Origin of the sequence: Wenjunlia tyrosinilytica, assembly GCF_014646055.1 — a bacterium.
In the GTDB taxonomy this organism is placed as follows: domain Bacteria; phylum Actinomycetota; class Actinomycetes; order Streptomycetales; family Streptomycetaceae; genus Wenjunlia; species Wenjunlia tyrosinilytica.
In genome coordinates, this window is sequence record NZ_BMMS01000024.1 from 101,661 (window position 1) to 124,236 (window position 22,576).

At 71.0% G+C, this 22,576-nt stretch carries 16 protein-coding genes; 10 read left to right on the forward strand and 6 right to left on the reverse strand.

What is annotated here, in order from left to right; genetic code table 11:
* Positions 1 to 5: 5 nt before the first annotated feature.
* The 6 genes from IEY86_RS25335 to IEY86_RS25360 form a co-directional block, all read right to left on the reverse strand.
* Complete coding sequence (locus IEY86_RS25335; RefSeq protein ID WP_189134147.1) at positions 6 to 1,325, reverse strand: M20/M25/M40 family metallo-hydrolase; 1,320 nt, start codon at positions 1,323 to 1,325, stop codon at positions 6 to 8.
* Positions 1,318 to 2,151, reverse strand: a complete 834-nt coding sequence (locus IEY86_RS25340) for a M55 family metallopeptidase (RefSeq protein ID WP_189134148.1) — start codon at positions 2,149 to 2,151, stop codon at positions 1,318 to 1,320. The genes IEY86_RS25335 and IEY86_RS25340 overlap by 8 nt, the downstream gene beginning before the upstream one ends.
* A gap of 69 nt (positions 2,152 to 2,220) precedes the next feature.
* A complete protein-coding gene (locus IEY86_RS25345; protein WP_189134149.1) occupies positions 2,221 to 3,729 on the reverse strand; it encodes a diacylglycerol/lipid kinase family protein in 1,509 nt (502 codons plus the stop codon).
* Between the two features lie 39 nt (positions 3,730 to 3,768).
* Positions 3,769 to 6,249 (reverse strand): SpoIIE family protein phosphatase, encoded by a 2,481-nt coding sequence (locus IEY86_RS25350; RefSeq protein ID WP_189134150.1) that lies wholly within the window; start codon positions 6,247 to 6,249, stop codon positions 3,769 to 3,771.
* 172 nt (positions 6,250 to 6,421) lie between these two features.
* Positions 6,422 to 8,884: an MFS transporter gene (locus IEY86_RS25355; RefSeq protein WP_373287090.1), complete on the reverse strand. Its 2,463-nt coding sequence runs from the start codon at positions 8,882 to 8,884 to the stop codon at positions 6,422 to 6,424.
* A gap of 226 nt (positions 8,885 to 9,110) precedes the next feature.
* Positions 9,111 to 9,554 (reverse strand): SRPBCC family protein, encoded by a 444-nt coding sequence (locus tag IEY86_RS25360; RefSeq protein ID WP_189134151.1) that lies wholly within the window; start codon positions 9,552 to 9,554, stop codon positions 9,111 to 9,113.
* Between the two features lie 125 nt (positions 9,555 to 9,679).
* On the opposite strand from IEY86_RS25360, the gene IEY86_RS25365 reads away from it, so the two are divergent.
* The 10 genes from IEY86_RS25365 (at position 9,680) to IEY86_RS25410 (ending at position 22,502) form a co-directional block, all read left to right on the forward strand.
* Entirely contained in the window at positions 9,680 to 10,681 is a 1,002-nt protein-coding gene (locus tag IEY86_RS25365) for an ATP-binding cassette domain-containing protein (protein ID WP_229698742.1), read from the forward strand.
* The gene (locus IEY86_RS25370) at positions 10,678 to 11,535 is read left to right on the forward strand and encodes an ABC transporter permease (protein WP_189134152.1); all 858 of its coding nucleotides are present in this window, start codon (positions 10,678 to 10,680) and stop codon (positions 11,533 to 11,535) included. The genes IEY86_RS25365 and IEY86_RS25370 overlap by 4 nt, the downstream gene beginning before the upstream one ends.
* A 148-nt stretch (positions 11,536 to 11,683) precedes the next feature.
* Entirely contained in the window at positions 11,684 to 12,718 is a 1,035-nt protein-coding gene (locus IEY86_RS25375; RefSeq protein ID WP_189134153.1) for an Rv2578c family radical SAM protein, read from the forward strand.
* 584 nt (positions 12,719 to 13,302) lie between these two features.
* Positions 13,303 to 15,102 (forward strand): 3-hydroxyacyl-CoA dehydrogenase family protein, encoded by a 1,800-nt coding sequence (locus tag IEY86_RS25380; RefSeq protein WP_189134154.1) that lies wholly within the window; start codon positions 13,303 to 13,305, stop codon positions 15,100 to 15,102.
* 142 nt (positions 15,103 to 15,244) lie between these two features.
* Positions 15,245 to 16,051, forward strand: a complete 807-nt coding sequence (locus IEY86_RS25385) for a TetR family transcriptional regulator (protein ID WP_189134155.1) — start codon at positions 15,245 to 15,247, stop codon at positions 16,049 to 16,051.
* Between the two features lie 344 nt (positions 16,052 to 16,395).
* Entirely contained in the window at positions 16,396 to 17,733 is a 1,338-nt protein-coding gene (gene ccrA / locus IEY86_RS25390) for a crotonyl-CoA carboxylase/reductase (protein ID WP_189134156.1), read from the forward strand.
* Between the two features lie 16 nt (positions 17,734 to 17,749).
* On the forward strand, positions 17,750 to 19,783 hold the full coding sequence (locus IEY86_RS25395) for an ethylmalonyl-CoA mutase (protein ID WP_189134157.1): 2,034 nt from the start codon (positions 17,750 to 17,752) through the stop codon (positions 19,781 to 19,783).
* Between the two features lie 17 nt (positions 19,784 to 19,800).
* Entirely contained in the window at positions 19,801 to 20,760 is a 960-nt protein-coding gene (locus tag IEY86_RS25400) for an HpcH/HpaI aldolase/citrate lyase family protein (protein WP_189134158.1), read from the forward strand.
* Between the two features lie 5 nt (positions 20,761 to 20,765).
* Positions 20,766 to 21,269 carry a MaoC family dehydratase gene (locus IEY86_RS25405; RefSeq protein WP_189134159.1) on the forward strand — a complete coding sequence of 168 codons (504 nt, stop codon included), beginning with the start codon at positions 20,766 to 20,768 and terminating at the stop codon, positions 21,267 to 21,269.
* A gap of 21 nt (positions 21,270 to 21,290) precedes the next feature.
* Positions 21,291 to 22,502, forward strand: coding sequence for an acyl-CoA dehydrogenase family protein (locus IEY86_RS25410; RefSeq protein WP_189134160.1), 1,212 nt, complete (start codon positions 21,291 to 21,293; stop codon positions 22,500 to 22,502).
* Positions 22,503 to 22,576 lie beyond the last annotated feature (74 nt).

Consider the following 22,576-nt stretch of genomic DNA (forward strand, 5'->3'; position numbering starts at 1 on the left):
GCCTTTCACTCGACACCGCTGAGGAAACGGTCCATCACGCGTACGCCGAAGTGCAGCGCCTCAACGGGGACGCGTTCGTCCACTCCGTGGTAGAGCCCGAGGTAGTCGAAGCCCGGCGGCAGCTTCAACGGGGTGAACCCGTAGCCGGTGATGCCGAGGCGCGAGAACTGCTTGGCGTCGGTGCCGCCCGACATGCAGTACGGCACGGGATGCCCTTCGGGGTCGAAGTGCTGGACCGCCTCGCGCATGGCCAGATACGTGGGTGAGTCCAGCGGGGCCTGGAGCGGCACCTCGCGGTGGACGAACTCCCACTCCACATCCGGGCCGGTCAGCAGGTCCAGCGTCTCGTGGAACTCGGCCTCCCCCCGCGGCAGCATCCGGCCGTCCACGAAGGCGGTGGCCGATCCGGGGATCACATTGAGCTTGTAGCCGGCCCGGAGCATGGTCGGGTTGGCGCTGTTGCGGACCGTCGGCTCCACCAGCACGGCCGCCGATCCCAGCTTGCCCAGGAGTACGTCCACGTCGAAGCCGGGGGCGTCCAGGTCCACGTCGACGCCGCTGAGCGCTCCGAGTTCCTCCAGCGCCGCGCGGACCACGGGTGTCAGCCGCACCGGCCACTGGTGCTCGCCGATACGGGCGACGGCGGCGGCCAGGCGGCTCACCGCGTTGGCCCGGTTCACCTTGGAGCCGTGTCCCGCCCTGCCGTGCGCGGTGAGCTTGAGCCAGGCCGTGCCGCGCTCGCCCGCGGCCATGGGGTACAGCCGCAGGCCGTTGTCGCCGTGGAAGGTGAACGCCCCGGACTCGCTGATGCCCTCGGTGCAGCCCTCGAAGAGGTCGGCGTGCTCCCCGGCGAGGAAGCCCGATCCATGGACGGCTCTGTCCTCCTCGTCGGCGGTGAAGGCGAGCACCACGTCCCGCTTGGGGCGGCGGCCCTCCCGGGCCCAGGAACGCACGACGGCGAGCACCATCGCGTCCATGTCCTTCATGTCGACGGCGCCGCGGCCCCAGACCACCCCGTCGCGGATCTCGCCGGAGAACGGATGGACGCTCCAGTCGGCGGCCTCGGCGGGAACGACGTCCAGATGACCGTGGACCAGCAGCGCGTCCCGCCCGGGGTCGGAGCCCTCGACACGGGCGACGACATTGGCCCGGCCCGGGGCGGACTCCAGGATCGCCGCCTCGATCCCGGCCTCGGCGAGCCGCTCGGCGACGTACTCGGCGGCGGGGCGCTCGCACGCGTCGCCGCCCCCGCGGTTGGTGGTGTCGATACGGATGAGCTCCGAGGTGAACCGCACCACCTCGTCCAGGGCCAGGGCGTCAGCCATAGTGCTGCTCCACCGCGTTGGCGACGAGCGTGGTGACCGCCTTGAAACAGCGGATGCCCTCGTACATGTCGTCGGCGGTGTAGGAGACCCTGCGCTCACCGACGCGCCGCACCGAGGGCACCATCGTGGCCGCCCCCGTCAGATGGGAGGCATCGAACTCCAGCTCGACGGTGTAGGGGCCCGCGGCGCGCGGCTCGCCGCGCCGCGCGAGGGCGGCGGCGCCCTTGGCGGCGGCCCGGATGTCGGCGGCGGTACGGGCCGGGGGCCTGCAGACCGCTGCGTAGCGCGAGACATAGGTCTTGACCGCGACACCGACCGCCTCGGGCGCGTACCCGGCGGCGTCCTCGCAGGTGCGGTCGTCCCCGGTGACCAGGACGACGGGCACGCCGTACTCGGAGACGACCAGGGTGTTGAGCCTGCCCTCACTGGCGGGCTCTCCGTTGACCCACACTCCCGTGATGGAGTTGGCCAGATAGGTGTGGGCGAGCACGCCCTCGGTGCCCGCGCCCGTGTGGTAGCCGACGAAGGCGATCCCGTCCACGTCTGCGTGCTGGACGCCCTCGACCATGGAGAGTTCCTTGTGGCGGCCGGTGAGCATGGTCGCCCGCTCGTCGAGGCGCTCCAGCAGGAGGTTGCGCATGGTGGCGTGCGCCTCGTTGACCAGCACCTCGTCGGCGCCGCCGTCGAAGAACCCGGCGATCGCCGCGTTGACGTCCGAGGTGAACATCGAGCGGCAGCGCTGCCACTGCTCCGTGCCCGGCTCCACGTCGGCCGGCCAGGTGACACCGGTCGCGCCTTCCATGTCGGCGCTGAGAAGGATCTTCATGGAATGCCACCGTACGCTCATCGCCGCGCGGGGCACAGCATCCCGGACGCCATCCCGTCAGTGCCCGGCTCAGTCTCCGTCGAGCAGCGGATTGGGCACCGCGGGACGGTAGACGGTCAGCGCGCTGCGGCGCTTGTCGAGCACCAGGCTGCCGTCCGCGGGAGCGACCTCCCCGTCGAAGGCGTAGTGCTCAACGCCCTCCAGTCCGTCCAGGCGCAGCCGCCGCAACTGGACCGCGACCAGCACCCTTGAGCTGCCGAGGGTGCCGGTCAGCGCCGCGAACAGCAGCCGGGTCCTGGCCAGCGGAGCGCTGCCGTCCACGGCGCGGATGTCCAGCAGCCCGTCGTCGAGCCGGGTGCGGTAGGTGGGGGCGAAGCCGGGCGGCTGGTAGACGCAGTTGCCCGCGAAGAGCAGCCACAGCCGGCGTTCGCGTCCATTGATCCGCACCGTCCGGGGGCGGGCGCGCGCGAGCACCCTGGCCAGGCCGATGGCGACCGCGGGCCATTTGCCGATGGCGCCCTCCCAGCGCTCGCGGGCGCGGACGAGCTCGGGGTAGACCCCGATGCTGAAGGTGTTGAGGAACGGCCTGACCTCACCCGTCCCCGGTGACTGGACGATCGCCATGTCCACCGTGACCGCGTCGCCGTCGCGCACCGCGCGGGCGCAGTCCTCGAGCGTCTCCACGCCGAGGTCCATGGCGAAGTGGTTGAAGGTGCCGCCGGGGAAGACCGCCAGCGGCACATGGTGGCGCGCGGCCGCCTCCGCGGCGGCGTTGACCGATCCGTCGCCGCCGCACACCCCGAGGGCGCCGTCACGCCCGGCGGCCTCACGGGCCGCCTCGTCCAGGAGCGCGAGCAGGTCGTCGTCGGGCCCCCGCTCGACCACCTCGGCGGACGGCAGGAGGGTGCGCAGCCGGTCGGCGGCGACCGCCGCGGCATTGGGCCCTATCGGCAGTCCGGCCCCGGAGTTGACCACGATGGACAGGCCCTTGCCCTCGCCCAGGGCGGGAGCGGGACGGCGGGGGCGGACGGCGGCGGCCGGTGTCTCGGGCTTGACCGGCCACCAGCGGCTGGTCAGCGCGGCCGCGGCCACCCCGATCGCGGCACCGGCCAGGACGTCCCCCGGATAGTGCACCCCCACATACACCCGCGAGGCGGCGACGGCGGCGGCCACCGGGACCACGGCCAGCGCGTAGCGGGGTGCCTCGAGGGCGACTCCCGCGGCGAAGGCGGCGGCCGAGGCCGAGTGGCCCGAGGGGAACGAGGTGGTGATGGGCTGCCGGGTCAGCCGTCGCACTATCGGAACGCTGTCGATGACCGGCCGGGTACGGCGGGTCGAGGGCTTGGCGAGGGTGTTGGTGATCGCCGAGGCTATGGCCAGCGCCCCCACTCCGCGCAGCGCCGCCCGCCGGGCGGCGCGCCCACCGGACGCGCCGAGCACGGCGGCGGTGCCGAACCACAGCAGTCCGTGGTCGGCCGCCCGGCTGAGCTTGGGCAGCAGCGGGTGCGCCCCGCGCAGGCGGGAGGCAGCCACCCGCGCGAACAGCCGTTGGTCGAGGTCACCGATCCGTCGTCGCATGTCGGTGCGGCTACCCGCATACCGACGCCCACTAACGGGTCATCGGGGCGCCACAGCCTGCTCGAACCACACGGTCTTGCCGACGGAGGTCCGGCTCGTCCCCCACTGGAGGGCCAGTCGGCTGACCAGGCGCATCCCCCGGCCGAACTCGTGCTCCGAGGTGGTGTTGAGCAGGACGGGCACCGAGTGGTTGTCGTCGGTGACCTCGCACAGCAGATTGTCGGCCTTGAGCAGCCGCAGCTCGACATGTCGGCGGTGGGCGTGGCGCAGGGCGTTGGTGACGAGTTCCCCGACGAGAAGTTCGGCGGTCTCCACGGCCTGGTCCAGCCCCCACTCCTCCAGCTTGGCGCGGGTCACGCGGCGGGCCCTGCGCACCTCGCGGGGGTCGAGCGCGAGTTCCCAGGAGGCCACACGGTCCTTGGGGATGCCATTGAGCCTGGCCATCAGCAGCGCAACGTCGTCCTTGCGGTCCCAGGACTGCTCGGGGGCGGCGGCGAGCGCGCGGATGATGGTGTCGCAGGCGTCGTCCATGGAAGCGGCCGGGTGGGCGGCGCTCTCGCACAGCGCGGCGAGTCCTTCGCCGATGTCCTGGCCGCGCACCTCGACGAGGCCGTCGGTGCACAGGACCAGCCGGTCGCCGCTGCCGACCCCGAGGGTGGCCGTCTCGAAGGGCACTCCGCCGACTCCTATCGGCGCCCCGGTCGGGATCTCCAGCAGCTCGCTGCTGCCGTCGGCACGGACCACGACGGGAGGGATGTGGCCCGCGTTGGACAGGGTGATGCTCGACTCCACGGGGTCGTAGACGAGGTAGAGGCAGGTCGCCAGGTAGGTGTCGCCGAGGCGCTGGGCGAGGTCGTCGAGGTTGCGCAGGAGCTGGGCGGGCGGCAGGTCGAGGGCGGCCATGGTCTGCACGGCGGTGCGCAGCTGCCCCATCATCGCGGCCGAGTGCATGCCGTGGCCCATCACATCGCCGACCACGAGGGCGACCCGGCTGCCGGGCAGCTTGATGGTGTCGAACCAGTCGCCGCCGACCCGGCCGAGCCGGGTGCCGGGCAGATAGCGGGTGGCGATGTCGACTCCGGCCACGCGGGGCAGGTTCTGCGGGAGCATGCTGCTCTGCAGGGTCTCGGCGGCCTGCTCCTGATAGGTGTACAGGCGGGCGTTGTCCAGCACCAGGCCCGCGCGGGCGGCGAGTTCGGCGGCGGTGGTGCGGTCCATCTCGTCGAACGGCGGGCGGTCGGGCCGGCGCATCAGCACGGTGAAGCCGAGCACGACCCGGCGGGCGAGCAGCGGCACGATCAGCAGGGAGCGCCCGGTGATCAGGGGGCGCAGGTCCCGCTTCTCGAACCGGCCGGCGATCCGTGCGGCGAGTTCCTCGTCGAGGCGGGGGATCAGCACCGGCCGACCGGTCGTCATGCACTGGTAGAAGGGCGTGTCCTCGGGGAAGGCGAAGGTCTCGCCGACCGGCACCGTGTCGTCCCAGCGTCCCGGCTCGTCGTTGTGCGTGACCCACACCCGGTGCATCAGGGTCCGGGTGTCTGGCGGCCCGTCGGGGAAGCCCTCCCCGGCGAGGACCTGGTCGCGCAGATGGGTGCCCGAGAAGTCGGCGAACCTGGGCACGCAGGCGTCGGTGACCTCCTGGACGGTGCGGGCGAGGTCGAGGGTGGCGCCGATGCTGGCGCTGACCTCGTTGAGGAACTCCAGACGCTCACGAACGGCGGCGTTCTCCAGGCCGTCGTCGTCCTCGGGCGCCCGCCGGGGCGAGGGCACCGCCCCCGGGCCGCCGCCGGGACCGGGAAGGCCGTCCATGGCGGAGCGCGGGCGCCTCAGCGGGACTCCCCAGTCCGGGGTGACCGGGACCCGGGAGTGGAGGCTGAACTCCAGCACCGGGTAGCCGAGGTCGAGCACCTGGGAGACGATGCGCGCGCTGTCGGCCGGGCTCATGCTCGGCAGGATGTCGGGCAGCCGGCTGACCAGCTCGTCGGCGCCGGAGAACTCCGTGTGCAGGGCGAACCCGGGCGCCACGTCCTCCGGTGCGCCCGAGGAATCCTCGCCGTCCCGCGAACGGAAACGGTCGGCGTCCGCGGCGAGCACCAGCAGCCGCTCGGGACCGGTGCCGTACAGCGGATAGGCCCACCACAGGACTTCGCGGGTGCCTCCCACGGGCATGGGCACCCTGGCCCGGCCCGCGCTGGGGTAGGAGGCGCGGTCGTCGAGGCAGTCGAGGCCGTCGTCGAGATCGGACAGGGATTCGCCCGCCACCGCGCTGTCCGCCGGGTCTTGGGGCCGGTCCCGCTCCGTGCCGTCCGAGGCGCCGTCCGGTCCGCCGTCCGGCAGATGGCCGAGGGCGCCCGCGATCGGCAGCAGGTCCACGGCCGGAGCCCCGACCGCCTCCTGCCGTGTGCAGCCGAAGAGGGCTCTGGCGCCGCTGCTCCAGTGGGAGATCGTCCCGGTCTCCTCGACCACCACGACCGCGAGCGGGACACGGCCCGACAGCGCGGCGCCCTGATGACGCTCCATGGCTCGCGGACCCCTTCCCCGGCCGGGCGCACGGCACAAGATCTGTGGCGCTCCGAATACACGGTACGACCAGCGGCGGGCGCGTCGTGGCCCAACGGCGGAATCCGGCGCACAACACCCGCGCGCGGCCCGTCGGCAGCCCCCTCGGCAGCCCCCTCGGCAGCGCCTGCGATCAGTCCTCGTAACCGAGTTGGAGGTCGCGTTCGGTGCGGCCTCCCCCCGCGACCTGGAGGACGGTGGCGACGGGCGGATAGCCGGAGGCGATCACCGTGTACTGACCCGTCGCCAGGTCCGTGAAGCGGAAGACGCCGTCCGCTCCCGTGGTCGTGGTGTCGAGGACAGTGCCTCCGGCGTCGAGGAGCGTGACCCGGGCGTCCTCCACCGGCCGCCCGCCCTCGCCGCGCACGGTGCCGCGCAGCACGGCGCCTCCGGCGAGTTCGATGTCCTGGCGGGTCTCCCTGGACGCCTGCAGGCTCACCGGGAGGGCGGCCGGCCGGTAGGTGCGGGCGCTCGCGGCGAGGGTGTACTCGCCCGCGATCAGCTCCTTGAGCACATAGCCGCCGTCGTAGCCGCCGCGGGCGGTGGCCACGACCTCGCCCCGCACGTCGGTGAGGGTGATCGTGGCGTCGGGCACGGGGGCGCCGTCGGGCGTGCGCACGGTTCCGGCGAGGCGCCCGGCCCCGCCGAGCAGGACGTCCACGTCCACGGGCCGGTCGGCCACGGTCACCGTGACCGCCTGCGGCCGATACCCGCCCGCCGCGGCGATCAGCACATAGCTGCCCGGCCCCGGCGTGCTCAGCGCGTACCGGCCGTCCTCGCCCGTTGCGCCGCGCCCGATCTGACGGCCCGAGACATCGATGAGCGTCAGGGCGGCGCGGGCGATGGCCGAGCCGTCCGCGTGGTGGACGCCGCCGCACACGGGAACGCCCTGGAGGCGGCTGGGCGCCGGGGCCTGCGAGGGAACGGTGATGCTGATCGAGTGGACCTCGGGCTGGGCCGCCGGCGCGACCGCGGTGCCGCGCTCGCCCGAGGGCTCCTGGCGGGATTCGGTGGAGTTCACGAGGGGCTTCTCCTTGAGCGCGAGGGCCAGCACGACGCCGAGCGCGAGCACCGGCACCAGGTAGAGGAAGATCCGGGGCATCGCGTCGGCGTACGCGGCCACGTAGGCGTCGCGCAGCGGAGCGGGCATCGCGTGCACCGTCCGCGGGGTGATGGACCGCGGGTCGGGCAGGCCCGCGCCGTGCGGCAGGCGTTCGGACAGGGCCCGGGAGAGCCGGTCGGCGAAGACCGTGCCGAAGACGGCGGCGCCCACCGAGCCGCCGATCTGCCGGAAGTAGTTGTTGGCGGAGGTGGCGGTGCCGAGGTCCGAGGGGCGCACGGAGTTCTGGACGGCGAGGATGAGCACGGGCAGCACCATGCCGATGCCTGCACCGAGCACGGCCATCCAGGCGCTGTACTCGGCGGGGGAGGTATCGGCCTTCAGACCTGACAGCAGCCACAGGCCCGCGGCCGCGGCCGCGCAGCCGAGGACGGGGAAGAGCTTGTACCGGCCGGTGCGGCTGATCAGCTGCCCGCACGCGATGGAGGCGAGGACGATGCCGCCCATCATGGGCAGCATCAGCAGGCCGGACTCGGTGGCGGTGGCTCCGTCGACCATCTGCAGATACGTCGGCAGGTAGCCCGCCGCGCCGAAGAGCGCGACGCCGATCACCGCGCCGACCAGCCCGCTGACCGAGAAGACGCTGTCGCGGAACAGGCGCAGGGGAATGACGGGTTCCGAGGCGAAGCGCTCGACCAGGAGGAAGAGCAGCGCGGCCGCGACCGCTCCCGCGCCGAGGCCGAGGACGGCCTCCGAGCGCCACGCGTAGCGGGAGCCGCCCCAGCTGGTCAGCAGGACCACGCAGACACTGGCGGCGGTCAGCAGCAGGGCCCCGAGGACGTCGAGGCGGGGGCGGGTGCGCGGCCGGGGGAGCTTGAGCACGACGCTGACCAGGGCGAGGGTGGCCAGCCCGAACGGCACATTGGCGTAGAAGCACCAGCGCCAGCTCGCGTGGTCGGTGAAGAAGCCGCCGAGCAGGGGTCCGGCGACCGAGGCGACGCCGAACGCCGCTCCGATCAGTCCCATGTAGCGGCCGCGCCTTCGGGCCGGGACGATGTCGGCGATGATCGCTTGGACGCCGATCACGAGACCGCCGCCGCCGATGCCCTGGACGGCGCGGAAGGCGATCAGCTGGTCCATGGTCCGCGACCATCCGGCGAGCGCCGATCCGACCACGAAGACCGCGATGGCGAACTGGAAGACACCCTTGCGCCCGAGGAGGTCGCCGAGCTTGCCGTAGACCGGCAGGCCGACGGTGGACGCCAGCAGGTACGCGGTGATCGCCCAGGACATCCGGTCCAGGCCGTGCAGCTCCCCGACGATCCTCGGCAGGGCGGTGGCCACGATCGTGTGGTCCAGGGCCGCGAGCATCAGGGTGAGCATCAGCCCGAGGAAGACCAGGCGGGTGCCGCGCGGGGTCAGCGGCGGGGGGCCGGGGGCCGGGGCGGGCGGCGGCGTCGGTGAGGGGGCCGGGGCCGCTGCCGGTCCGGCGTGCGGGGCGGGGCGCTCGCCCTTCACCACGGTGGTCCTGGCCAACTTCAGCTCCCGTCGTCACGCTCCCTGCCACCGCCCATTTCTCGCATCGCGCGACAACGGGGAGCAACCGCGACGATTTCCCGGACAGCCGTGAAGTCGCCTGTGACATGCGGGCTTGATGAGGTTTGGAGCGGTCAGGACCACCCGTACCGGTGAACCGGCAGCGCGCCATCGCGGGGCTGACGGATGCGAGTGGCGCCCGCGGGGCCCGGTGGGCCCGGTGGGCCTACTTCTCGACCTCGGAGGCCAGGTTGGCCAGCACGGCGTCCTGGATGCGGTTGAGGCCCTTGGGTGCGAAGGTCCGCTCGAAGAAGCCGCCCACACCGCCCGCACCGGTCCACGTCGTCTCGACGGCGACCTTGGAGCGGCCTTCTCCGGCGGGGGTGACGGTCCAGGTGGTGACCATGGAGGAGTTGGTGTCGCGCTCCACCAGCTGCCCCGAGGTGGGCTCGGTGACATCGAAGAGGCAGTCCCGCGCGCGCTTGGAGGTCGCCTGGAGCCTCCAGTGCACCGTGGTGCCGGCGCCGGTGCCGCCCTCGCGCACCTCGTACTCGCTGAACTGCTCGGTGAGCAGGCGCGGCCTGGTCTGCGCGTAGTCCGCGAGCGCCGCGAAGACCCTCTCGGGGTCGGCTGCGATCGTCCGCTGAGTGGCCGCCTCGACCTTTGCCATGCTGATCCTCCGGTTGTGGTCGACTGAGGTTTGCGGCTAGCCAACCACGGGGAGGAAGAGGTCCGCGCTCGGGGGCTGTGCGGGCGTGGCCGAGCGATTTCCCGGGGGCCGATACACGGGAAGTGATGCGGATGGCGGTACCGGCGGGGGCCGCGGCTGTCGCGGTGCGCGGTCTGGCGAAACGCTACGCGGAGGTGGAGGCCGTCCGCGGGGTCGACTTCGAAGTGGCGCCGGGAGAGACCTTCGGCTTCCTCGGGCCCAATGGCGCGGGCAAGTCCACCACCATCAAGATGCTCTGCACCCTGGTCAAGCCCTCCGGCGGCACCGCCACGGTGGCGGGGCACGACGTCCTGAGCGAGCGGAACGAGGTCCGCCGCAATATCGGCCTGGTCTTCCAGGACCCCACCCTCGACCTCTACCTCACCGCCGCGCAGAACCTCCGCTTCCACGCCGAGCTCTACGGCGTTCCCCGGGCGGTCGTCCCCGAGCGCATGGCCGCGGTGCTGGAGATGGTCAACCTCGCCGACCGCAAGGACAGCAAGGTGATGACGTTCTCCGGAGGGATGCGGCGGCGGCTCGAGATCGCCCGCGGCCTGCTGCACTCGCCGAGGGTGCTCTTCCTGGACGAACCGACGGTGGGCCTGGACCCGCAGACCCGCAGCTCCATCTGGGACTACATCGGTGAGCTGAAGCAGACCGAGGACATCACCATCTTCATGACCACGCACTACATGGACGAGGCCGAGTACTGCGACCGGATAGCGATCATCGACCACGGCCGGATCGTGGCGATCGACACTCCGCAGGCGCTCAAGGCCAGCATCGGCGAGGACCGGGTGCGGGTCTCCACGGCCGACGACCAGGCGGCGATGGCCGCGCTCAAGCAGCACTTCGAGCTCGAGCCCCGGCTCAGCGAGGGCCAGGTCATGTTCTCCGTGGCCTCGGGCGAGCAGTTCGTGCCGCGCCTGTTCGCGGAGCTCGGTGTGCCGATCCACTCGGTGAGCGTCTCCCGGCCGTCGCTGGACGACGTGTTCATGGCCTACACCGGCAAGACGATCCGCGACGCCGAGGAGTCCGCGCCCGCGGGCGCCGAGCTGATGCGGATGATGGCGAAGGGGCGCCGATGACCACGTACGCGCCCGTGCCGCCCGTCGCCGTGCCGGCCGGCGGCATGGGGAGCTTCTACCGCGGTGTGCGCGTGGTGTGGCAGCGCGAACTGCTGCGGTTCTGGAACGACCGGCTGAGGATCTTCACCGTGCTGGTGCAGCCGCTGCTGTTCGTCTTCGTCCTCGGCAATGGGCTGGGCTCGATCACCCGCAGTGTGTCCGGGGTGTCGTACAAGACGTTCGTCTACCCGGGCGCGCTGGCGATGTCGGTGCTGTTCACCGCGGTGTTCTCGGCGGGCTCCATCGTGTGGGACCGCGAGTTCGGCTTTCTGCGGGAGATGCTGGTGGCCCCGGTCAGCCGACTGGCGATCGTGGTCGGCAAGTGCCTGGGCGGGGCGACGACGGCCACCGCGCAGGGCATCCTGGTGCTGGCGCTGGCCGGTCTGGTGGGAATCCCGTATTCGCCCGTGATGATCCTGATCCTGCTCGGGGAGCTCGCGCTGCTGGCCTTCACGGTCACCGCGTTCGGGGTGATGATCTCGGCGCGGGTGCGGACGTTCCAGGGGTTCATGGGGCTGACCCAGATGCTCCTGATGCCCCTGTTCTTCACCTCGGGTGCGATGTTCCCGCTGTCCGGCCTCCCCGGCTGGCTGCACGTGGTGACCCGCCTCAACCCGCTCACCTACGCCGTCGACCCCATCCGCCGGGTGGTCTTCCACTACCTGGACGTCGGCGCCGCGGCGCGGGCGGTCTACGCCCCGGGAGTGACCTGGGGCGGCTACCACGTGCCGATCTGGCTGGAGCTCGTCATCGTGGCCGCCTCGGGGCTGGCCATGCTGGGGGTGGCAGGGCTGGAGTTCCGCGACTCGGAGTGAATCACCGTCCGTCGGACTCACGTCCGCCGCTCGGTCTCGGCCGGACGGGTCAGCAGCGGTGGACGACAGGGCGGTCCCGCGCGGTCATCACGGTGGCGGTATTCGAATAAACGTTCTACCGTGGGCGCCGTACCACCAAGGAGGCACCATGCGCTGGGACAACCTGAGCCTCGACGACAGGCCCGCCGCACCGCCGTCGCTCTTCGGCCAGGACGCGGTGACCAGGACGTTCGACACACCCGAGTTCCGGGGAATCACCTTCCACGAGGTCAGGGCCCGGTCCATCGTCAACCGGGTGCCGGGTGCCTCGCGCATGCCGTTCGAATGGACGCTGAACCCCTACCGGGGGTGCTCGCACGCCTGCGTCTACTGCTTCGCCCGCAAGACCCACAGCTATCTCGACCTCGACACCGGCCTCGACTTCGACTCCCAGATCGTGGTGAAGGTCAACGCGCCCGAACTCCTGCGCCGCGAGCTGGGCTCGCGCCGCTGGCAGGGCGACCACATAGCCATGGGCACGAATGTCGACTGCTACCAGCGGGCCGAGGGCCGCTACCGGCTGATGCCCGGCATCCTCGAGGCGCTGCGCGACTTCGCCAACCCGTTCTCGATCCTCACCAAGGGCTCGCTGATCCTGCGCGACCTCGAACTGCTCCAGCAGGCGACCGAGGTGACCCAGGTCGGCACCGCCGTCTCCGTCGGCTCCCTGGACCGCGAGCTGTGGCGCACGGTCGAGCCCGGCACCCCGTCACCGCACAAGCGCCTCGAGGTGTGCCGCACACTCAACGACGCCGGGGTGCCCTGCGCGGTGCTGATGGCCCCCGTCCTGCCCTACCTCAGCGACTCCCCCACCCAGCTGCGCGCCACCGTCCGCGCCATCGCGGAGGCGGGCGCCACCTCTGTCACCCCGCTGGTGCTGCATCTGCGCCCGGGGGCGCGCGAGTGGTACATGGCCTGGCTCGCCGAGCACCACCCCCGACTCGTCCCGCGCTACGAGGCGCTGTACGCGGGCGGTTCCTACGCCCCGCGCTGGTACCAGCGCCGGGTCACCGGCCGGGTGCACGAGCTTGCCGCGCAGTACGGCTGCGGCCCCTCCCGCAAGGGCGCCTCCCGCCGTGTCCAGCCTCCGCCCGCCCCGGTCCCGGAGCCCGAGGAGGGCCCGACCCAGCTCACCCTTCTCTAAAAGGCGCCTCTCCAAAAGGCGCCCGCTCTCCGAAGGCCCCCGCGTTCCTCCTCCGCCGCCGCGGGCACCTCTCCGAAGCCGCCACGACCGGGCGCCGACGCCACCGGGACTCCGAAGCACCGGCACCTCGACGACGCCACCGGCACCTCTCCGACGCCACCGGCTCGTTTCTGACGTCATCGGCACCTCAACGACGCCTCCGGCTCCTTTCTGACGCCTCCGCGACCTCTCTGACGCCTCCGCGACCTCTCTGACGCCTCCGCCACCTCTCTGACGCCTTCGGCGCCCAGGCCGCCCCGGCCTCCGGTTCGTGCGGGCCGGGCTCTGGCGCATCGGTTACTCCCGAGTTACAGTCGAGCGATCGGTCCGTGCCCACCGCCACCGCGGGGGCTCGGCGGTTTCCCGCATGCGGCGGCCAGGTGACGCAGCCCCCGTGCGGTTCGCAAGGCAGTGCCAGGTCCGACTCCGGGACAGAGTCGGCCGCTGTCCGGCACGCCTGCTCTCCCCCATCAGGGCCGTGCGGCCCTCTTCAGCCGTCACCTCCCCCGCCCCGCGGGGGGAATCACCTCAATCAGGAGCATCTGATGGACCGCCAATCCAGTACGGCGAAGTCCTGTCCCACAGTCGCGATCATCGGGCTGGGCACCATGGGCGCCGGAATCGCGGACGTGATGGCGCGCAGCGGCCGCGAGGTCATCGGGATCGACACCAGCGACAGTGCGGCCCGGGCCGCCCGTACCGCGCTGGAGCAGTCGACCCGGCGCTCGGTCGAGCGCGACAAGCTCACCGAGCAGGAGCGGGCCGATGTGCTCGCGCGCTTCCGCGTCTTCCCCGACCTCCAGGCCGCGGCCGACGCCGACCTGGTCATCGAGGTGGTCCCCGAGCACCTCGAGCTCAAGACGGAGATCTTCGAGGAGCTGGACCGCATCTGCCGCCCGGACGCGATCCTCGCCACCGGCACCAACGCACTGTCGGTCACCCGGATCTCGGCCGTCACCGCCCGGCCCGACCGGGTCCTCGGCCTGCACTTCTTCAACCCGGCGCCGGCGATGAAGCTGGTCGAGGTGGTCTCCACGGTGCTCACCTCGCCGCAGGCCGCCGAGGCCGTGACGCGGCTGGCGAACGAACTGGGCAAGAGCCCCGTCGCGGTCGGCGACCGGCCCGGCTTCCTGGCCGACGGCCTGCTGTTCGGCTACCTCAACCAGGCCGCGGCGATGTACGAGTCCCGCTATGCCTCCCGCGAGGACATCGACGCGGCGATGCGGCTGGGCTGCGGCCTGCCGATGGGCCCGCTCGCCCTGCTCGACCTGATCGGCGTCGACACCGCGCAGACCGTCCTGGAGGCGATGTACGAGGCCTCCCGCGACCGGCTCCACGCGCCCGCGCCGATCCTCAAGCAGCTGACCGCCGCCGGGCTGCTCGGCCGCAAGACGGGACGCGGCTTCTACACCTACGACAGCCCCGGCTCCCCCATCGTCGTGGCCGATGCCGCCACCCCGGACCCGGGCGCCGAGCAGGCCCCCGCCCGCCAGGTGCGCTCGGTCGGCGTGGCGGGCTCGGGGACGATGGCCACGGGCATCGCAGAGGTCTTCGCCAAGGCCGGTTTCGACGTCGTCCTGGTCGCCCGCAGCCAGGAGAAGGCGGACAAGGCGGTGGGCCGGCTCGCGAAGTCGCTGGACCGCTCGGTGGCCAAGGGCCGGCTGACGCAGGAACAGCGTGACGAGGCACTGGGCCGCGTCACGGCCGACGGCTCGGTGGACTCCTTCGCCTCGGTCGACCTCGCGGTGGAGGCGATCGCCGAGGACCTGGAGGTCAAACGGGCGCTGTTCACCACGTTCGACAAGGTCTGCAAGCCGGGGGCGATCCTGGCGACCACGACCTCGTCGCTGCCGGTGATCGCCTGCGCGAGCGCCACCTCGCGCCCGCAGGACGTGATCGGGATGCACTTCTTCAACCCGGCGCCCGCGATGAAGCTGGTCGAGGTCGTCCGCACCGTGCTGACCGCGGACGACGTGCACGCCACCGTCAAGGGCCTGTGCACGGCGCTGCGCAAGCACCCGGTGGACTGCGCGGACCGCGCCGGTTTCATCGTGAACGCCCTGCTCTTCCCGTACCTCAACGAGGCCGTGAAGATGCTCCAGTCCCACTACGCCACGGTGGACGACATGGACACCGCGATGAAGCTGGGCGGCGGGTATCCGATGGGGCCGTTCGAGTTGCTGGACGTGGTGGGGCTCGATGTCTCGCTGGCGATCCAGCGGGTGCTGCACCAGGAGTTCCGTGAGCCGGGGCTGGCTCCCGCGCCGCTGCTGGAGCACCTGGTGGCGGCGGGCTGCCTCGGCCGCAAGTCCGGCCGCGGATTCCGCGAGCATGCCAAGCGCTGACCCTCGGGGCACCTCCTCCCCCGGGGACAGGGGGGAGGAGGGATGGGGCGGGCTTCTCGGACCCGAGTCGTGGCGCCCGCCCCGCCCGGCGCGTTCGAGAACCGGGGCGGGCTCCAGGGCCGCCCCGTGTTACGTTCCGCACATGTCTGAGCCCCGCGCCACCGCACGTACACCCGAGTCCACCGGTTCGGAGACAGCCAACGGCGGGCGAGGAGGAAGGCTCTCCGCGCAGCGCCACCGGGTGCGCCAGGACCTGGCCACCGCGGCCATGGAGCTGTTCGCGACACGTGGATACGAGGCCACGACCGTCGACGAGATCGCCACGGCGGCCGGTGTGGCCAGGCGGACGTTCTTCCGCCACTTCAAGTCCAAGGAAGAGGCGATCTTCCCCGACCACGAGGACACGCTGGACCGCTGCGCGCAGATCCTGTCCTCGGCCGATCCCCGGGAGCACCCGCTGGACACGGTGTGCCGCGGTATCAAGGAGGTGCTGCGGATGTACGCCGAGTCCCCCGCGGTCTCCGTCGAGCGCTACCGCCTCACCCGCGAGGTACCGGCCCTGCGGGAGCGGGAGATCGCCTCTGTGGCGCGCTACCAGCGGCTTTTCACCAGTTATCTGCTCGGTCACTTCCCGGAGGCGGCCCACCACAACGGCGACGACGACCCCTTGCTGGCCGAGGTCGCGGCGACAGCGGTGGTCGCCGCCCACAACCACGTCCTGCGGCGCTGGCTGCGTGCGGGAGGCAAGGGCGACGTCGAGGCCCAGCTCGACCACGCGTTCGAGGTGATCCGGGAGACGTTCGGTACCGGCATCGGCGCCGGGCGTCGGCGGACCTCGCCCGCGGCGGCCTCCACGCAGGGGGATGTCCTGGTCACGGTGGCACGCACCGACGCTCCCCTGGAGGACGTGATGCGCACCATTGAAAAGGCGCTGGAGGGCCGGGGCTGACCCCGCTTCCGAAGGACGAAAGCACGCAACAGCGGCCGTTTCCCCCGCGGGAGGCGGCCGCCGTTGCGTGCGGATGAAGACGGGGTGACACTTGTCGAAAATTGATGGCACCGAGTGTCTTTACGGCTGGCACGCCGTGCCATAACGTGTGTCATGTCCGGGCGGACGGCGTGCAGAGAACCCTCGCACGCCGTCTGTCCCCCAAAGGCCCGGACGCCTGCGTCACAGGCTCCCCCGAAGTCCGGGGGGTACCTCCTCGCGCTACCGCGCGCCACCACGAGCCACCCGCTGATGCCCAGCGTTCCCTCAAGCGTCTTCACACCACGCTTCGCCGGAGGCACCAAGTGAAAGAGATCCTCGACGCGATCCTCGCGTCGGACACCACAGCAGCGGACTTCGCGGCCCTGCCGATCCCCGAGTCCTACCGTGCCGTGACGATCCACAAGGACGAGGCGGACATGTTCGCCGGCGTCCCCAGCCGCGACAAGGACCCGCGCAAGTCGCTCCACCTGGAGGACGTGCCGGTCCCCGAGCTCGGACCCGGCGAGGCCCTCGTCGCCGTGATGGCCAGCTCCGTCAACTACAACAGCGTCTGGACCTCGATCTTCGAGCCGGTCTCCACGTTCGGCTTCCTGGAGCGGTACGGGAAGCTGTCGCCGCTGACCGCCCGGCACGACCTGCCCTACCACGTCATAGGCTCCGACCTCGCCGGTGTCGTGCTGCGCACCGGCCCCGGTGTGAACAAGTGGAAGCCCGGTGACGAGGTCGTCGCGCACTGCCTGTCCGTCGAGCTCGAGAGCGCCGACGGGCACAACGACACGATGCTCGACCCCGAGCAGCGGATCTGGGGATTCGAGACCAACTTCGGCGGCCTCGCCGAGATCGCCCTGGTCAAGTCCAACCAGCTGATGCCGAAGCCGGACCACCTCACCTGGGAGGAGGCCGCCGCCCCCGGGCTGGTCAACTCCACCGCCTACCGGCAGCTGGTCTCCCGCAACGGCGCCGGGATGAAGCAGGGCGACAACGTCCTGATATGGGGCGCGAGCGGGGGCCTGGGCTCCTACGCCACCCAGTTCGCGCTCGCCGGCGGCGCCAACCCCATCTGCGTGGTCTCCTCGCCCCAGAAGGCCGGCATCTGCCGCTCGATGGGCGCCGAGGCGATCATCGACCGCAACGCGGAGGACTACAGGTTCTGGAAGGACGAGCACACCCAGGACCCGCGTGAGTGGAAGCGCTTCGGCAAGCGCATCCGCGAGCTCACCGACGGCGAGGACGTGGACATCGTCTTCGAGCACCCCGGCCGTGAGACGTTCGGCGCCAGCGTCTACGTCACACGCAAGGGCGGCACGATCGTCACCTGCGCCTCCACCTCCGGCTACAACCACGAGTACGACAACCGGTACCTGTGGATGTCGCTGAAGAGGATCGTCGGCTCGCACTTCGCGAACTACCGCGAGGCGTGGGAGGCCAACCGCCTCATCGCCAAGGGCAAGATCCACCCCACTTTGTCCAAGACCTACCGTCTGGACGAGACCGGACAGGCCGCCTACGACGTCCACCGCAACCTCCACCAGGGCAAGGTCGGCGTCCTCGCCCTCGCCCCGCAGGAGGGCATGGGCGTGCGCGACCGGGAGTTGAGGGACAAGCACCTCCCGGCCATCAACCGCTTCCGGAACGTGTGAGTGAGCTGAACGCCACATGAGCGAGCGTCAGAAGGATCGTCCGTGGCTGATGCGGACGTACGCGGGGCACTCCTCCGCGGACGAGTCGAACGCCCTGTACCGCCGCAATCTCGCCAAGGGGCAGACCGGCCTGTCGGTCGCGTTCGACCTCCCGACGCAGACCGGGTACGACCCCGACCACATCCTCGCCCGCGGCGAGGTCGGCCGGGTCGGGGTCCCCGTCTCCCACCTCGGCGACATGCGCAGGCTGTTCCAGGACATCCCCCTGGACCGGATGAACACCTCGATGACCATCAACGCTACGGCCATGTGGCTGCTGGCGCTCTACCAGGTCGTCGCCGAGGAACAGGGCGCGGACAACACCAAGCTCTCCGGCACCACGCAGAACGACATCGTCAAGGAATACCTGTCGCGGGGCACGCATGTCTTCCCGCCGGGTCCCAGCCTGCGCCTGACGACCGACATGATCACCTACACGGTCGCCAACATCCCCAAGTGGAACCCCATCAACATCTGCAGCTACCACCTCCAGGAGGCCGGGGCCACTCCGGTGCAGGAGATCGCCTACGCGATGTGCACCGCGATCGCCGTGCTCGACGCGGTGCGCGACTCCGGGCAGGTGCCGGCCGAGCGGTTCGGCGACGTGGTGGGCCGGATCTCGTTCTTCGTCAACGCGGGTGTGCGCTTTGTCGAGGAGATGTGCAAGATGCGGGCGTTCGGCCGCGTCTGGGACACCGTCACGCGTGAGCGCTACGGCATCGAGGACCCCAGGCACCGCAGGTTCCGCTACGGGGTGCAGGTCAACTCGCTCGGCCTGACCGAGGCGCAGCCGGAGAACAACGTCCAGCGCATCGTGCTGGAGATGCTCGCCGTGACCCTGTCCAAGGACGCGCGCGCCCGCGCCGTGCAGCTGCCCGCGTGGAACGAGGCCCTGGGCCTGCCCCGCCCGTGGGACCAGCAGTGGTCCCTGCGCATCCAGCAGGTCCTGGCCCACGAGAGCGACCTGCTGGAGTACGAGGACATCTTCGCCGGGTCGCACGTGATCGAGGCCGAGGTCGACGCGCTGGTGGAGCAGGTCACCGCGGAGGTCGCCAAGGTGCAGGAGATGGGCGGCGCGGTCCCGGCCGTGGAGTCCGGGTACCTGAAGTCCCAGCTGGTCTCCTCGCACGCCGAGCGGCGCGCGCGCATCGAGTCCGGCGAGGAGAAGGTCGTCGGCGTCAACTGCTACGAGGGCACCGAGCCCAATCCGCTGACCTCCGACCTGGACGCGGCGATCATGACCGTCGACCCGGCCAACGAGGAGCGGGTCGTGGCCGCGCTGCGCCAATGGCGCGCCGAGCGGGACCAGGCCCGCGCCGAGGCGGCGCTGGCGAAGCTGCGCGAGGACGCCTCCGGCACGGCGAACCTGATGGAGGCCACCTTGGAGTGCGCCCGCGCGGGCGTGACGACCGGCGAGTGGTCCTTCGCCCTGCGCGACGTCTTCGGCGAGTACCGCGCCCCGACCGGCGTCAGCAGCGCCCCCGTGGCCGTCGCGGCCGAGGCCGGAAGCGAGCTGGCCACCGTGCGCGAGGCCGTTCGCGCGACGAGCGAGGAACTCGGACAGCGGCTGCGCCTGCTCGTGGGCAAGCCCGGCCTGGACGGGCACTCCAACGGAGCCGAGCAGATCGCCGTACGCGCCCGCGACGCCGGGTTCGAGGTGGTCTACCAGGGGATCAGGCTCACCCCGGAGCAGATCGTGGACGCGGCCGTCGCCGAGGACGTGCACTGCGTGGGCCTGTCCATCCTGTCCGGCTCGCACGCCGAACTCGTCCCCGACGTGCTCAGGCGGCTGCGCGAGGCGGGCGTGGACGACGTTCCGGTGATCGCCGGAGGGATCATCCCGCCCGCGGACGAGCAGGCGCTGAAGGCCGCCGGGGTGGCCGCCGTGTTCACCCCCAAGGACTTCGGCATCACCGGGATCATCGGACGTATCGTCGACGAGATCCGCCTGGCCAACGGGCTGCAGCCGTGGGCCGCCGACGACAGCAGCGCCCTGGCGCGCAGCAACTGAAAGGACCGTTCACCGAGATGACCGTCAACCGTCTGCGCCCCCGCCGCTCCTGCCTGGCGGTGCCCGGCAGCAACCCGCGCTTCCTGGAGAAGGCGCAGGGTCTGCCGGCCGACCAGGTCTTCCTCGACCTCGAGGACGCCTGCGCGCCCCTGGCCAAGGAGGGCGCCCGGCACACGATCGTCGACTTCCTGAACAAGGGCGACTGGACCGGCAAGACCCGTGTCGTGCGCGTCAACGACTGGACGACGCACTGGACCTACCGCGACGTCGTGACCGTCGTGGAAGGCGCGGGCCCCAACCTGGACTGCATCATGCTGCCCAAGGTGCAGGACGCCACCCAGGTCAAGGCGCTGGACCTGCTGCTGACCCAGATCGAGAAGACCATGGGCTTCGAGGTCGGCCGCATCGGCATCGAGGCGCAGATCGAGAACGCCAAGGGCCTGGTGAACGTCGACGAGATCGCCGCCGCCTCGCCGCGCCTGGAGACGATCATCTTCGGCCCCGCCGACTTCATGGCCTCGATCAATATGAAGTCCCTGGTCGTGGGCGAGCAGCCGCCGGGCTACCCGGCCGACGCCTACCACTACATCCTGATGCGGATCCTGATGGCCGCCCGCCAGCACGACCTCCAGGCGATCGACGGCCCGTACCTCCAGATCAAGAACGTCGACGGCTACCGCGAGGTCGCCGGGCGCGCCGCGGCGCTGGGCTTCGACGGCAAGTGGGTGCTGCACCCCGGCCAGGTCGAGGCGGCCAACGAGGTGTTCTCGCCCTCGCAGGAGGACTACGACCACGCCGAGCTGATCCTGGACGCGTACGAGTGGTGCACGTCCGAGGCCGGCGGCAAGAAGGGCTCGGCGATGCTCGGGGACGAGATGATCGACGAGGCCTCCCGCAAGATGGCGCTGGTCATCGCGGGGAAGGGCCGCGCCGCCGGTATGACCCGCACGTCCAAGTTCGAAGCCCCGGAGGCCTGACCACCATGCAGTTCGGACGTACCTTCGAGGAGTTCGAGGTCGGCGCCGTCTACCGCCACTGGCCCGGCAAGACGGTCACCGAGTACGACGACCACCTGTTCTGCCTTCTCACGATGAACCACCACCCGCTCCACATGGACGCGAACTACGCCGAGGGCACCACCGACTTCGGCAGGAACGTCGTGGTGGGCAACTACATCTACTCGCTCCTGCTCGGCATGTCGGTGCCGGACGTCTCCGGCAAGGCGATCGCCAACCTGGAGGTGGAGTCGCTCAAGCACATCGCGCCCACCTTCCACGGGGACACCATCTACGGCGAGACGACCGTCCTGGACAAGACCCCGTCGAAGTCCAAGTCCGACCGCGGCATCGTGTACGTGGAGACGAAGGGCTACAAGCAGGACGGCACCGTGGTCTGCGTCTTCCGCCGCAAGGTGATGGTGCCGACCGAGAGCTACGTCAAGGAACGCGGCGGCGAGCAGCCGGCCCGCCCGACCCCGGCCAACTGACCGCCGACAGGAGACACGAGCATGGCCCGTCTCGCGCAGACCGAAGGTCTCACCGACATCCAGCAGGACATCCTCTCCACGGTCCGGGACTTCGTGGACAAGGAGATCATTCCGGTCGCGACCGGACTCGAGCACCGCGACGAGTACCCGACCGAGATCGTCGAGGGCATGAAGGAACTCGGCATCTTCGGTCTGATGATCCCGGAGGAGTACGGCGGCCTGGGCGAGTCGCTGCTCACCTACGCGCTGACGGTGGAGGAGATCGCCCGCGGCTGGATGAGCGTGTCGGGCATCATCAACACCCACTTCATCGTGGCCTACATGATCAAGCAGCACGGCACGCAGGAGCAGAAGGACTACTTCCTGCCCAAGATGGCGGCCGGTGAGATCCGCGGCGCCTTCTCGATGTCGGAGCCGGGGCTCGGCTCGGACGTCTCCGCGATCCGCACCAAGGGCGTGCGCGACGGGGACGACTACGTGGTGACCGGTCAGAAGATGTGGCTGACCAACGGGGGCAGCTCCAACCTCGTCGCGGTGCTGTGCCGCACCGACGAGGGGCACCCGGAGGGCACGGCGCCGCACAAGTCGATGACCACCTTCCTCATCGAGAAGGAGCCCGGTTTCGGGGAGAACCCGCAGGTCCCGGGCCTGACGGTGCCCGGCAAGATCGAGAAGATGGGCTACAAGGGCGTCGACACCACCGAGCTCGTCCTCGACGGGGTCCGGGTCCCGAAGGACCGGGTGCTCGGCGGGGACAGTGGCCGGGGCTTTTACCAGATGATGGACGGCGTCGAGGTCGGCCGGGTCAATGTCGCCGCCCGTGGCTGCGGTGTCGCCCAGCGTGCCTTCGAGCTCGGCGTGTCGTACGCCCAGCAGCGCCAGACCTTCGGCAAGCCGATCGCCCAGCACCAGGCCATCCAGTTCAAGCTGGCGGAGATGGCCACCAAGGTCGAGGCGGCGCACCAGATGATGGTCACCGCGGCCCGGAAGAAGGACTCCGGCCAGCGCAACGACCTCGAGGCGGGCATGGCGAAGTACCTCGCCTCCGAGTACTGCAAAGAGGTGGTCGAGGACGCGTTCCGCATCCACGGCGGCTACGGGTTCTCCAAGGAGTACGAGATCGAGCGCCTGTACCGTGAGGCCCCGATGCTCCTGATCGGTGAAGGCACGGCCGAGATTCAGAAAATGATCATCGGCCGGCGGCTTCTCGAAGAGTACCGAATCTCGGGGTAATTGCCCTAGTGTGTCCTGATTCACTCGAGAGGAAGAACACAGAGCGGAACCGCTTTCCAGCCGTGGACTGACGC